This window comes from Microbacterium sp. P2_F9, assembly GCF_056403635.1.
Map to the genome: position 1 here is coordinate 1 of NZ_JBFUFC010000099.1, position 13,173 is coordinate 13,173.

A 13,173-nucleotide genomic window follows, 5' to 3' on the forward strand; every position below is an offset into this window, starting at 1 on the left:
GAGGGCGCACGCCCCTGGGAGGTGCCGGTCGACATCGCGATCCCCTCTGCGACGCAGAACGAGCTCGACGGCAGCGATGCCCGCGCGCTCATCGCCAATGGCGTGCGCGCCGTCGCCGAGGGCGCCAACATGCCCTCGACTCCGGACGCGGTCGCCGCGTTCCAGGGTGCCGGTGTGCTGTTCGGACCGGGCAAGGCGGCGAATGCGGGCGGTGTCGCCACCTCAGCCCTCGAGATGAGCCAGAACGCGGCGCGCCAGCGCTGGAGCTTCGCCGACAGCGAGGCGAAGCTGCGGTCGATCATGCAGGGCGTGCACGACTCCGCTTTCGAGGCCGCCGAGCGCTACGGCCGCCCCGGCGACTACGTCGTGGGTGCGAACTCAGCCGGGTTCGAGCGCGTCGCACACGCGATGCTCGCACAGGGCGTCATCTGACGCCCGCCCATAGGCACTGAGCGTCATCTGACCGACGCTCGAACTGCGCGGGCTCAGGCGTCGGCCTGAGCCTGCGCGGGAACCTCGGCCGGCCACAGCTGACCGAGCAGCTGCGCGACCCACGCGACGAGCTCCGCGTCGGCCAGGGCTTCGCCCCCGGGCCGGGGCATCGGCACAACCAGCGCGTCCCCGCCGGCGAGCAGCTTCGCCGCCGGGTACAGCCGCTGCAGGCGCACTCGGCGCGAGTCGGGCAGGTGCGCCGGCGCGATCCGCAGGTTCGGGCCCATCGCCACGACATCGGACAGCCCCGCCTGCGCGGCGCGCCGGCGCAGCCGCGCCACGGCGAGAAGGCCATCGACCTCTGCGGGCGGCTCGCCGTAGCGATCGTGCAGCTCCTCGATGACCAGGTCGAGCGCGTCGTCCTTGGCGGTGAGGGCTGCCGCGGCGGAGAGCTTCTGGTAGGCCTCGAGGCGCAGCCGCTCGCTGTCGATGAAGTCCTCGGGGATGCGCGCCTGCACCGGCAGCTCGAGGCGCAGCTCGGTCTGCTCCTCGGTCTCGTCGCCGCGGAACGCCGACACCGCCTCGCCGATCATGCGCAGGTACAGGTCGAAGCCGACCCCGGCGATGTGCCCGGCCTGCTCCGCGCCGAGCAGATTGCCCGCGCCACGCAGCTCGAGGTCCTTCAACGCCACCTGCATGCCGCTGCCCAGGTCGTTGTTCACGGCGATCGTCTCGAGGCGGTCGGCGGCGAGCTCGGAGATCGGCTTGAACTCGTCGTAGAGGAAGTACGCATAGGCGCGCTCGCGGGCGCGACCCACACGGCCGCGCAGCTGGTGCAGCTGCGAGAGCCCGTACTTGTCGGCACGGTCGATGATGATCGTGTTCGCGTTGGAGATATCGAGACCGGTCTCGACGATCGTCGTGCAGACGAGCACATCGGCGCGGCGCTCCCAGAAGTCGTCGACCACATGCTCCAGCGCGTTCTCGCCCATCTGGCCGTGCGCGACGGCGATCCTGGCTTCCGGCACCAGCTCCGCGAGATGGGCGGCCACGCCCTGGATCGACGACACCCGGTTGTGGACGTAGAAGATCTGACCCTCGCGCAGCAGCTCGCGCCGGATCGCCGCGGCGATCTGCTTGTCGTTGCGCGGACCGACGAACGAGAGGATCGGATGCCGATCCTCGGGCGGGGTCTGCAGCGTGGACATCTCGCGGATGCCGGTCACCGCCATCTCGAGTGTGCGCGGGATCGGCGTGGCACTCATGGCCAGGATGTCGACGTTGGTCTTCAGCTTCTTCAGGGCGTCCTTGTGCTCGACGCCGAAGCGCTGCTCCTCGTCGATGATGAGCAGTCCGAGGTCTTTGAAGAGCACCTTCTCGGTGAGGATCCGGTGCGTGCCGATGACCATGTCGACGGTGCCGTCGGTGATCCCGGCGAGCGTGTCGCGCGCCTGCTTGTCGGTCTGGAAGCGCGACAGCGGCTGCACCTTCACCGGGAAGCCGGCGAAGCGCTCCGTGAACGTCTCGATGTGCTGCTTGACCAGCAGTGTCGTGGGGACGAGCATGGCGACCTGCTTGCCGTCCTGGATCGCCTTGAACGCGGCGCGAACGGCCACCTCGGTCTTGCCGAATCCGACGTCGCCGGACAGCAGCCGGTCCATCGGGATCGGCTTCTCCATGTCGGCCTTGATCTCGTCGATCGTCTGCAGCTGATCGAGGGTCTCGGCGAACGGGAAGGCCTCTTCGAGCTCCCGCTGCCAGGGCGTATCCGGGCCGAAGGCGTGCCCCTTGGCGGCCATGCGCGCGGAATAGAGCTTCACGAGTTCGACCGCGATGTCGCGCACCGCGCGGCGGGCTTTGCCCTTCGCCTGGGCCCAGTCGCTGCCGCCCATCTTGGACAGCACCGGGGCTTCTCCCCCGACGTACTTCGAAAGGAGATCGAGCTGGTCGGTGGGGACGTACAGCTTGTCACCGGGATAGCCGCGCTTGGAGGGCGCGTACTCGAGCACGAGATACTCGCGGACGCTCTTGACGGCATTGCGACCGCCGCTGGAGACCTCGCGCTGGGTGAGCTCCACGAACCTGCCGATGCCGTGGGTCGCGTGCACGACGTAGTCGCCGGTCTTCAGCTGCAGCGGATCGACCACGTTGCGGCGGCGCGAGGCCAGCTTCTTGATGACCCGGCTGTCGCCGCCGATCGTGCGTCCGTAGAACTCCGACTCGGTGAGGACGGCGAACTTCGCCTCGACGACCTCGAAGCCGCGTTCGACCGGCGCGACGACGAGGTGGGCGACGCCGGGCTCGGGCGCCTCGAGCAGACTGTCCACCTGACGGGCGGCGATCCCGCGCTCGGCGAGCACGTCGTGCGCGCGCTCGGCGAGGCCCACTCCGGAGGTCGCGATCACGACACGCCAGCCGTCCTGGAGCAGCCCGGCGACATGGGCGCACGCGCCGTCGACGTTGCCCTGGAACGACGGCACCCCGGTGCCGGGGATGCGGACGACGGACAGCGCCTCGAGCGCGACATCCACATCCATCAAGCCCTCAGCCGTGGCGGCGGCCTCGCCCGAGTCGAAGGCCGAGAGCGTCCACCACGGATCGCTGCGATCGCGCGCCGCCTCCTGGAGGCGCGGGATCGTGAGGAAGTCGCCGGCACCCAGGTCGATCGGCGCCTGCGCTCCCGACGTCGCGGCGCTCCAGGCGGCCTCGAGGAACTCCCGGTTCGTGTCGCCGAGGGTGATCGCCCGCGTGACGGACCGCTCCGGGTCGGCCAGCGCGATCGCCGACGACTCCGGCAGGTAGTCGATGATCGTGACCATGCGGTCTACGAGCGCGGGGGTGAGCGACTCCATCCCCTCGACCGGGATGCCCTCGACCATCTTCTCGAGCATGCCGCGCAGGGCCGGGAACTCGTCCTTCAGCTGGCGCGCGCGCCCGCGGACCTGGTCGGTCAGCAGCAGCTCGCGGCTCGGGACGAGCGCGACTTCGCTGATCTCGCCGGGCAGCGAGCGCTGATCCGCGACCGAGAAGGCGCGGATCTGGTCGACCTCGTCGCCGAAGAACTCGATGCGGTACGGGTGGTCGTCCACCGGCGGGAAGACATCGAGGATGCCGCCGCGGAGGGCGAACTCGCCCCGCCGCGAGACCATGTCGACGCGGTGGTAGGCGAGCGTGACGAGCTGCGCCGAGACGGCGCTGAGGTCGTGCCCGCGCGCGCCGGTCGAAAGCAGCAGGGGCTCGACATCGGCGAGTCCCGTGGCGATCGGCTGCAGCGCACCGCGCACCGAGGTCGTGACGATGAGCGGGTGTTCGCCGGACCAGTGCCGGATGCCGCGCAGCACCTCGAGGCGTCGCCCGACGATCTCGGGGCTCGGGCTGAGCCGTTCGTGCGGCAGCGTCTCCCAGGCCGGGAAGTGCACGACCGTCGCCGTCGGCAGCAGCGCCGCGAGAGCCGCACCGAGCGCCTCCGCGCGACGCCCCGTCGGCGCGATGGCGAGCAGCGCTCCCACCCGCCCGGACGCGAGGCGCCGATCGATGAGGCTCGCCAGCAGCGGAGCACTGAGTCCTTCAGCAAGCGAGAAATCCGCGGAGACGGATGCCGCGGCAGCCGCCTCGCGGAAAGGCTCAGCCTGCTCGAGGGCGCGCACGATCCCGGGAACTGTCACCGGAAGAGTCTACGGGCGCGTCCGACACTGCGACTCCTAGGATGAGTGCCGTGACCGACCCCGCCGCGCAGCCAGGACCGCCGTACCCCCGACCTCCGTACCCCGCGCAGCAGTACCCGCAGCCCTACCCCGGGCAGCCGCCGCAGTACCCCGGGCAGCCGCAGTTCGTCGCRCCGGGCGCGCCACGCCCGCAGGTCCCGTACGCTCCCCCGCTGCCGGAGCGTCGCCCGGACGGCACGCTCGGCGTCGTCGCGCTCATCGCCGGAGTCATCGCCCTCGTGGGTGCATCGATCGCCGTGTCGATCGCGGCGTACCAGATCGGCCACGGCGCCGGCCGCCAGCTCGCCGCACGCGCGCTGACCGCCGACTTCGACTGGAGCATCCTCGCGCCAGTGCGCGACTGGGTGCTGCTCGGCGAGATCTCGTTCTGGGTGGGCACCGTGTTCGGGCTCTGGGCGCTCGCCCAGGGGATCGTCGCGATCGTGACCGGTCGCGGTCGTGGCGCCGGTATCGCCGCCGTGGCTCTGGCCGTGGCGGGCCCGATCGCGTTCTTCATCGCGCTGAACGTCTTCCTGGGCCTGGGCCTCGCCGCGGGCTTCCCGGCGGCAGTCGAGGAGGGAACGCTATTCGCGGGGGGCGTGGTGCTTCTGCTGGGCTGACAGCAGCCCCTCGCCGATGAGCTGCTCGACCGCGTCCGCGGCATCCGAAACCAGAATCGGCAGGGTCTTGCGCTCTGTCGCGCCGAACGGGTCGAGCACCCAGTCGGCCGCGTCCTGACGCCCCTGCGGGCGGCCGATGCCGACGCGCACCCGCGGGAACTCCGGCGTGTCGAGCGCCTTCGCGACATCGCGCACGCCGTTGTGGCCGCCGTGGCCGCCGCCGACCTTGAGCTTGATGGTGTCGAACGGGATGTCGAGCTCGTCGTGGACGATGATCACCCGATCGGGTTCCACGCCGTAGAACCGCACGAGTCCCGCCACCGGACCACCGGACACGTTCATGAAGGAGTTCGGCTTGGCCAGGACCAGCTTCGGTCCGCCGGGGCGCAGCCAGGTCTCGGCGACCCGGGCGTTCGCCTTGTGCGCGCGCCACGCCTCGCCGCGGCGCGCGGCGAGCTCGTCCACCACGAGCTGACCGACGTTGTGCCGGGTCGACTCATAGCGGGGCCCCGGGTTGCCGAGGCCGATCACGAGCCACACGTCTGCCATGTCACACATCCTGCCCGAATGACTCGGGCCGCTCATGCAGCGAGGGGGCGCGGAATCCGCACCCCCTCGCCGAACGGTTTGCCGGAATTACTCGGCGTCGGAACCCTTGGCCTCGTCGGACTCCTCGGCCTGGTCTGCGGCCACGGCCRCATCGGCGGCCTCGATCTCGTCTGCGTCGCCCGCGGACGACGGGACCGAGATCGCGACGACGAGCGTCTCCGGGTCGGCGACCAGGACGGCACCCTTCGGGAGCGTCAGGTCGGCAGCGGTGATGTGGGTGCCGTCCTCGAGGCCCTCGATGTCGAGCTCGATGTTCTGCGGGATGTGGGTCGCCTCGACCTCGAGCGAGATGCTCACGGCGTCGAGGTTCGCGATCGTGCCGGGAGCCGACTCGCCCACGAGGACGATCGGGATGTCGACCTGGATCTTCTCGCCCTTCTTCACCACGAGGAGGTCGATGTGCTCGATGATCTGGTGCACGGGGTCCTTCTGGACGTCCTTGACCAGCGTGAGCTGCTGCGTGCCGTTGACGTCCAGCTCGAGCACGACGTTCGCGCGGCGGATGAGCAGCGCCACCTGGTGGCCCGGGAGCGCGACGTGCACCGGGTCGGTGCCGTGGCCGTAGATGACGGCGGGGATCTTGCCCGAGGCGCGGAGGCGACGGGCGTAGCCCTTGCCGAAGTTCTCGCGCAGCTCGGCGTGGACCTTGGTGTCGGTTTCAGTCGACATGTGAAATCTCCTTGCGGGCGATATGCCCGGATGTTGGGGTGCGGTTTCGACTCGAACGCATGCGCGTGAGGAAAGCCAAGGAGCCCACATCACTGCGTCGATCACGGATGCTGCGGCCGGGGCCGGCGCGAGCATCCCTCGCCGAAGTTCGTCCTCAAGTCTATCAGTGGCACGGCTACCATGAGGAACACACTCGTCGTGCCTGGTCGCGACCCGCCCCGGAGGACCAAATGGAATACGGATTCGCCTCGCACGCCCTGTTGTGGCTCATCGGCGGGCTGGCCGCCGTCGGCCTCGTCGGCACGGTGCTCGCGTTCTGGACGATGGGGCGCGCGGCGTACCGCAAGGACTGACCGCTCCCCCTCACACCGGCCCTCCCGCATCGGTGAGGAGCCGGTGAACGCCGCGTAACACGCGTGCGCGAGACTCTAGGCTGGAATCCTCCCCGATCCGATCCTCAGGAGTACGCGTGTCTTCGAACGACCCCTCGGCGCCGACGAACATCTCGACCGACCGCGATGACGAGCCCGGCTCCGCGCCGGCACACGAAGGGGCGCCGGCCCCGGAGGACGTCTCGCGTCCGGCTCCCACGCCGCAGGGTCCGGATGCCGTCACCTCCGCGATCGCCAATATCGGCGTCGTCGGACTGGCGGTGATGGGCTCGAATCTGGCCCGCAACCTCGCCAGCCGTGAGGGCAACAAGGTGGCGGTGTACAACCGCAGCCACGCGAAGACCGAGACGCTGCTCGCGGAGCACCCCGAGGCGGAGTTCGTCTCGGCTGCCACCTACGAGGAGTTCGCGGCGTCGCTGCAGAAGCCCCGCACGGCCATCATCATGGTCAAGGCCGGCCGCCCCACCGACGCCGTCATCGACGCCCTCGTGGAGGTGTTCGAGCCGGGCGACATCATCGTCGACGGCGGCAATGCCCTCTTCACCGATACGATCCGCCGCGAGAAGGCAGTCCGCGAGACCGGCATCAACTTCGTCGGCGCCGGCATCTCCGGCGGCGAGGAGGGCGCCCTCCTCGGCCCCTCGATCATGCCCGGCGGCTCCGACGAGTCGTGGGTCACCCTGGGCCCGATCCTGAAGTCGATCGCCGCGATCGCCGAGGGCGAGCCGTGCGTGACGCACATCGGACACGACGGCGCCGGGCACTTCGTGAAGATGGTGCACAACGGCATCGAGTACGCCGACATGCAGCTCATCGCCGAGGCCTATGACCTCATCCGCCGCGGCACCGGCAAGTCCCCCGCCGAGATCGCCGACGTCTTCGCCGAGTGGAACGCCGGCGAACTCGAGTCGTACCTCATCGAGATCACCGCCGAGGTGCTCAAGCAGACGGATGCCGCCACCGGCGCACCGCTCGTCGATGTGATCCTCGACCAKGCGGGAGCCAAGGGCACCGGCGCCTGGACAGTGCAGACCGCGCTCAACCTCGGCACCCCGGTCTCGGGCATCGCCGAGGCGACGTTCGCCCGGTCGCTGTCGAGCCACCCGGAGCAGCGTGAGGTTTCGCGCGACCTCCCGGGCCCCGACGCTTCGACAGGCTCAGCGACCGGATCGGCCGGATTCGCCGAGGACGCGGACGCGTTCATCGAGGATGTGCGCCTGGCGCTCTACGCCTCGAAGATCGTGGCGTACTCGCAGGGCTTCGACGAGATCCGTGCCGGCGCTGCCGAGTACGACTGGTCGATCGACCTCGGCGCTGTCTCGAAGATCTGGCGTGGCGGCTGCATCATCCGCGCCCAGTTCCTCAACCGCATCGCGGACGCGTACGACGAGGCTCCCGCTCTTCCGGTGCTCCTCACCGCGCCGTACTTCGTCGAGGCGCTCGGCCGTGCCCAGGCAGCCTGGCGCCGGATCGTCTCGACGGCCGCGACCGTCGGCATCCCCGCTCCCGCGTTCTCGTCGTCACTGTCGTACTACGRCGGCCTCCGCGCGGACCGACTGCCGGCCGCCCTCATCCAGGGCCAGCGCGACTTCTTCGGTGCGCACACCTACAAGCGCATCGACAGGCCCGGCACGTTCCACACGCTGTGGTCGGGCGACCGGACCGAGATCGAGGCGGAAGACACGCACTGACCGGCTAGGCGGGCTGCACGTTGTGGCACCGGCTGAAGATGTTCTGCGGGTCCCACTCGCGCTTCAGCCGGGCCAGCCGGCGCATCGTCTCGGGCGTATACATGCGTGAGACCAGCCCCGGATCGGCGGACAGCGTGAAGTTGCCGTAGAGGGCCTCGCCCAGCGCGGCCGTGGCGTCCCACTCCGCCTGGATCAGTCCCCGGCTCTCGTCGGTGACGAGTCCCGGGATGTCGAACGCCCCGGCCATCGCGAACCAGGTCGCGTCGCGGGCGGGGAAGGCCGTGCGCTCCTGCGGGACGTCGCCGTACGCTCCCCCGAGCGAGCGCAGGAACAGCACCGACATCTGGTTCGCCTCGCGGAACGACACGAGTCGTTCGATCGCCTCGTCGGTGAGGTCGCGCAGCAGCGTGTTGCCGCCGATGAACCCGGGCATCGGCTGCTCGGGATCGGCCGGCGGCGCCTCCATCAAGATCTCGGGGTAGGGCTGGGCGGACAGAGCCGTTTCGGTGACGCCCTCGAGCGAGAGCAGAGGTGCGAGGGCGGCGCGTGCCGCCTGCTCGTCGTCGCCGATCCAGCACGCCGTGATCGATGCGCCCGCGGGCGCGCTCGGATCCATGGCCGGCACGTCCATGAAGGTGACGGTGAGCTCCCGCGGTGCGCCGCGGAGGGTGTCACGCAGCGCACGGAGGATCGGTCGCGAGTCCCCCGTCACGCCCAGCGTCGCGAACACGACCGAATGCAGCTCGTGCGCGCGGAAGTCGAAGCGCGTGACCACGCCGAAGTTGCCGCCACCGCCGCGGAGGGCCCAGAGCAGGTCGGGGTGAGAGGCCGCGGACACCTCGAGGACGTGCCCGTCGGCCGTGACGAGCTGYGCTGCCTCGAGCTGGTCGGCCGCGAGTCCCCACGCGCGCACCATCCAGCCGATGCCGCCGCCGAGGGTGAGTCCGCCGACGCCCACCGACGCCGTGTCGCCGGAGCTCACGCCCAGTCCGCGCCCGGCGAGGGTGCGCGCGACGCTCCCCCAGGTCGCGCCGCCGCCGACCCGGACGAGGGTGCCCTCGACGTCGATGGCGTTGAGAGCGGCAAGGTCGATCGTGAGACCGCCGGGCAGAGTGCCCCACGCGCTGTGGCCGCCGGAGCGGACCATCACTTCGAGGTGCTCGTCGGCGGCATATCGCAGGGCGGCGCGCACGTCGTCGACGGAGGAGGCGCGCACGATCACGGCCGGTTCGCCGATGCCGGCATGGAACCGGCGGGCGGTGTCCCAGTCGGGATCACCGGGTCGGGCGACGGCGCCAGGAGGCAGTTCGTTCAGGGTCGTCACAGTCATGCGGTCACGGTAACCGTGACCGGCGACATCCGCTACAGCCAGCCCCGCCGCTTGAACACGGCGTAAAGGGTCGCGCTGGTCGCGACCATGAGGCCGAGCGCCATCGGGTAGCCGAACACCCACTCCAGCTCAGGCATGTGCACGAAGTTCATGCCGTAGATGGTGCCCACGAGCGTGGGTGCGAAGAGGATGGCCGCCCAGCCCGAGACCTTCTTCACCTGGTCGTTCTGCTTCAGGCCGAGCTCCGCCATCCGCCGCATCGCCTCGTTGTTCTCCTGCTCGACCATCGTCGCGTGCACCGTAAGCGCGCTGTCGAGGGTCGCGCGGAAGGAGTCGACCTTTTCGACGACGCGTCGCGCGTGATCGTCCACGTCACGGAACGCCGGTGCCTCGGAGGCACCGGTCACCTCCATGACGATCTTCTGGAGCCGATCGAACATGTCCACCAGCGGGGTCGTCGCGTGCTGCAGGTCGACCACCTCGCGCTGGAGCCCGAAGATGCGCTTCGATACCTCGCGATCCCGGGAGAAGAGCTCATCTTCGATCTCGTCGACGTCGTTCTCGACGCCTGCGACCACGGGGAGGTACTGATCGATGATGTCGTCGCAGACCGCCCACACGACCGCGTACGGGCCGAGCGAAAGGATCTCCGGCCGAGCCTCGAGCGTGTGACGGACAGCGGACAGGTCGGGGTTCTCGGCGTGGCGCACGGTGATGACGTAGCCGGGACCCACGAACACGTGCACCTCGCCGAACTCGACGGTCTCGGACTCGTCCATGTACCGCGCGGGCTGCAGCACGAGAAAGGTCATGTCGCCGTAGCGCTCCAGCTTTGCCCGCTGATGACCTTTGAGCGTGTCTTCCACCGCGAGCGGGTGGAGGTCGAGCACCTCCGCGATCGCGTGCATCTCCTCAGCGTCGGGCCGATACAGACCCACCCACGCCATGCCGCCGAAAGCCTGCGCCTCGTGGAGCACTTCGGCGGCGGTGCCGCTGAGAACTCTGCGGCCGTCCCTGTACACGGCGGCGTCGACGAGAGTCATGAAGCCACCCTAGGTCAGCGCCCACCGCGGCTAGTGTCGTGTCGTGACCAATCGACGCATCCTCTACATCGGCGGCACCGGAACGATCAGCTCGGCGTGCGTGCGCCGCTCCGTCGACCGCGGCGACGACGTGACCGTGCTCAATCGGGGCTCATCACGCCGGCCGCTGCCGCCGGGCGTGCAGGAGGTCGTCGCCGATGTCCGCGACGCCGAGGCGGTGCGCGCGGCCGTGGCCGGCGCCGAGTTCGACGTGGTCGCCGACTTCCTGGCGTTCACTCCCGAGCACGTCCAGCAGGATCTCGACCTGTTCGAGGGCCGCACCGGACAGTACGTGTTCATCAGCTCGGCATCCGCCTACGAGAAGCCGCCACGCCGCCTGCCGATCACCGAATCGACGCCGCTGCGCAACCCGTTCTGGCAGTACTCGCGCGACAAGATCGCCTGTGAGGACCTGCTGGTCGCCGCCCACCGCGAGCGCGGGCTGCCGGTCACCATCGTGCGCCCGTCGCACACCTACGACGAGCGGATGATCCCCACCACCGGCCAATGGACCGACATCGCGCGCATGCGCGCCGGCAAGCCCGTCGTGATCCACGGCGACGGCACGAGCCTGTGGACCCTCACGCACGCCGACGACTTCGCTGTCGCGTTCGCAGGGCTGCTCGGCAACCCGGAGGCGATCGGCGATGCCTTCACGATCACCGGGACGCACGCGCCGACCTGGAATCAGGTCTACGGCTGGCTCGCCGATGCGGCCGGAGTGGCCGACCCCGACTTCGTGCACGTCGCCTCGGAGACCATCGCGGCGTTCTCACCGGAGATCGGACCTGGGCTCCTCGGCGACAAGGCGCACTCGGTGCTGTTCGACAACAGCAAGGTGACCGCCCTCGTGCCCGAGTTCCGCACGACGATCACGTTCGACGAGGGCGCCCGCCGCATTCTCGCGTACTACGACGCGCACCCGGAAGAGCAGCAGAACGACGTGGACCGCGACGCCCTATTCGACAGGATCGCGGCCCACGCCCGCTCCGCGGGCTGAGGCTCAGCGCGTGATCTCGCGCACCGTCCCCCGCTCCAGTCGCAGCCGACGGTCCGCGCGACGCGCGACCGCAGAGTCGTGCGTCACGACGACGAGTGTGAGCCCTTCGGCGTTCAGAGTCTCCAGCACTGCGAGGATCTCGTCGCGCATGCTCTCATCGAGGTTGCCGGTCGGCTCGTCCGCCAGCAGCACGCGGGGGCGCTTGACGATCGCCCGCGCGATCGCCACGCGCTGCTGCTGACCGCCGGACAGCTCCCCGGGGCGGTGGTCCCCGCGGTCGGCGAGTCCGACGTGGCTGAGCGCCTCGCTGACCCGGGCGGCTCGCTCCGCCTTCGGCAGGCCCATCGGCTCGAGCGCCATGTCGACGTTCTCGTGCGCGGTGAGGGTGGGGATCAGGTTGAACCCCTGGAAGACGAAACCGATCTCTGCGGCGCGGATGCGTCCGAGCTGAGCGTTCGACGCGCTCGCGATGTCGGTGTCGCCCAGCAAGACGACGCCCGCCGACGGCCGGTCCAGCGCCCCGAGCAGCTGCAGCAGGGTGGACTTGCCGCCTCCGGTGGGCCCCTGGATGGCGACGAACTCGCCGGCGCGGATCTCGAGGTCGACGCCGGTCAGCGCCTGGACGACGCGGCCCTTCTGCGCGTAGCTGCGGGCGACACCGGAGAGCCGGTACATCGGCGCCGCCGGCGGTGCACCGTCGAGGAGCTGCGGCGTCGAGGTCGCGGGGTGGGTGGGATCGATGATGGTCATGTCGTGTTCTCCTATCGTGCGGGGATGGGCGGGCGCGGCCGCGGAGCGGTCCAGCGGATTCATCAGGCGACCGAGCGCAGGGCTTCGGCCGGGCTCAGCCGGGCCGCACGCCAGCCGCCGAAGGCGCCGGCGATGAGACCGCCCGCGACCGCGAGGCCGACCGCGGCCACGACGACCCAGATGCTCAGCGGTGCGTGGAGGACGACATCCGCCGTCTGCTGCGCGATCGCTGCCGCGCCGCCGAATCCGCCGCCGGGTCCGCCCTGGCCCGGCCCGCCCTGGGTCACGGTCGGCGCGGACGAGATCGTCGGGGCGACCAGGTTGATCACCCAGATCCCCGTCAGCCCCACGATGAGCCCGACGACACCGCCGATCAGCCCCTGGATCATGGACTCGCCTGCGACCTGACCCACGACGCGGCCGTTCGACCAGCCGATCGCCTTGAGGGTGCCGAACTCTCGGGTGCGTCGAGAGACGCCGGAGATCGTGAACAGCACCGCGAGCACGACGGCCACCGCGAGCACGATCAGTGAAAGCCAGGTGCCGAGGTTCGTGATGAGCGACGAGGCACTGGAGAGCGACCCGGAGACCGTCGAGGCGAGGTCGGACTGCGAGCTGACCGTGGCATCGGGCAGCGCGGCCTCGATGTCGGCCTGCACTGCCGCGATCTGGTCGGCGGACTCGGCCTGCACATAGACCGTCGAGACCACATCGCCGACCCCGGAGAGGGTCTGGGCGACATCCAGCGGGATGTAGACGTTCGCCGCGGTGTCTGCCGAGCTGGACGTCGAGGTGACGATCCCGACGACCTCCATCGCGGTGCCTCCGACGTCGACCGTGTCGCCGACGGCGAGGTCCGCGGTCGAGGCGTACGTGGCGTCGAGGACCGCGACA

General features: G+C 70.1%; 11 protein-coding genes and 1 pseudogene. 5 read left to right on the top strand and 7 right to left on the bottom strand.

The genetic code is table 11. From position 1 onward, the window contains the following. A pseudogene (locus AC1DVT_RS11665) lies at window positions 1–432 on the top strand (NADP-specific glutamate dehydrogenase); the annotation flags it as partial. 53 nt (window positions 433–485) lie between these two features. On the opposite strand, the gene mfd reads toward AC1DVT_RS11665, so the two are convergent. Further along, window positions 486–4,097 carry a transcription-repair coupling factor gene (gene mfd, locus AC1DVT_RS11670; RefSeq protein ID WP_477389074.1) on the bottom strand — a complete coding sequence of 1,204 codons (3,612 nt, stop codon included), beginning with the start codon at window positions 4,095–4,097 and terminating at the stop codon, window positions 486–488. A gap of 50 nt (window positions 4,098–4,147) precedes the next feature. Here mfd and AC1DVT_RS11675 point away from each other — a divergent pair, with 50 nt between their 5' ends. Then, entirely contained in the window at window positions 4,148–4,756 is a 609-nt protein-coding gene (locus AC1DVT_RS11675) for a hypothetical protein (protein ID WP_477389076.1), read from the top strand. On the opposite strand, the gene pth is transcribed toward AC1DVT_RS11675, so the two are convergent. Both pth and AC1DVT_RS11685 read right to left on the bottom strand, forming a co-directional pair. After that, the gene (gene pth, locus AC1DVT_RS11680; protein ID WP_457101551.1) at window positions 4,721–5,305 is read right to left on the bottom strand and encodes an aminoacyl-tRNA hydrolase; all 585 of its coding nucleotides are present in this window, start codon (window positions 5,303–5,305) and stop codon (window positions 4,721–4,723) included. The two genes, AC1DVT_RS11675 and pth, sit on opposite strands and share 36 nt — an antisense overlap. Before the next feature lie 87 nt (window positions 5,306–5,392). Continuing rightward, complete coding sequence (locus AC1DVT_RS11685) at window positions 5,393–6,034, bottom strand: 50S ribosomal protein L25/general stress protein Ctc (protein WP_477389078.1); 642 nt, start codon at window positions 6,032–6,034, stop codon at window positions 5,393–5,395. 230 nt (window positions 6,035–6,264) lie between these two features. Between AC1DVT_RS11685 and AC1DVT_RS11690 the strand changes: the two genes are divergently transcribed. After that, a complete protein-coding gene (locus AC1DVT_RS11690) occupies window positions 6,265–6,387 on the top strand; it encodes a hypothetical protein (protein ID WP_457101549.1) in 123 nt (40 codons plus the stop codon). Between the two features lie 269 nt (window positions 6,388–6,656). Then, window positions 6,657–8,117, top strand: coding sequence for an NADP-dependent phosphogluconate dehydrogenase (gene gndA / locus AC1DVT_RS11695; RefSeq protein ID WP_477389088.1), 1,461 nt, complete (start codon window positions 6,657–6,659; stop codon window positions 8,115–8,117). Window positions 8,118–8,121: 4 nt separating this feature from the next. Here gndA and AC1DVT_RS11700 read toward each other — a convergent pair whose 3' ends face one another. Both AC1DVT_RS11700 and AC1DVT_RS11705 read right to left on the bottom strand, forming a co-directional pair. Next, a complete protein-coding gene (locus tag AC1DVT_RS11700; RefSeq protein WP_477389080.1) occupies window positions 8,122–9,447 on the bottom strand; it encodes an FAD-binding oxidoreductase in 1,326 nt (441 codons plus the stop codon). A 32-nt stretch (window positions 9,448–9,479) separates the two neighbouring features. Further along, entirely contained in the window at window positions 9,480–10,490 is a 1,011-nt protein-coding gene (locus AC1DVT_RS11705; RefSeq protein ID WP_477389082.1) for a magnesium and cobalt transport protein CorA, read from the bottom strand. 43 nt (window positions 10,491–10,533) lie between these two features. On the opposite strand from AC1DVT_RS11705, the gene AC1DVT_RS11710 reads away from it, so the two are divergent. Beyond that, a complete protein-coding gene (locus tag AC1DVT_RS11710) occupies window positions 10,534–11,529 on the top strand; it encodes an SDR family oxidoreductase (protein ID WP_477389084.1) in 996 nt (331 codons plus the stop codon). 3 nt (window positions 11,530–11,532) lie between these two features. Here AC1DVT_RS11710 and AC1DVT_RS11715 read toward each other — a convergent pair whose 3' ends face one another. Together AC1DVT_RS11715 and AC1DVT_RS11720 are read right to left on the bottom strand one after the other, a co-directional pair. Further along, window positions 11,533–12,279: an ABC transporter ATP-binding protein gene (locus AC1DVT_RS11715; protein WP_457101545.1), complete on the bottom strand. Its 747-nt coding sequence runs from the start codon at window positions 12,277–12,279 to the stop codon at window positions 11,533–11,535. A gap of 62 nt (window positions 12,280–12,341) precedes the next feature. After that, a partial coding sequence (locus AC1DVT_RS11720; RefSeq protein WP_477389086.1) for an ABC transporter permease occupies window positions 12,342–13,173 on the bottom strand: 832 nt, incomplete at its 5' end.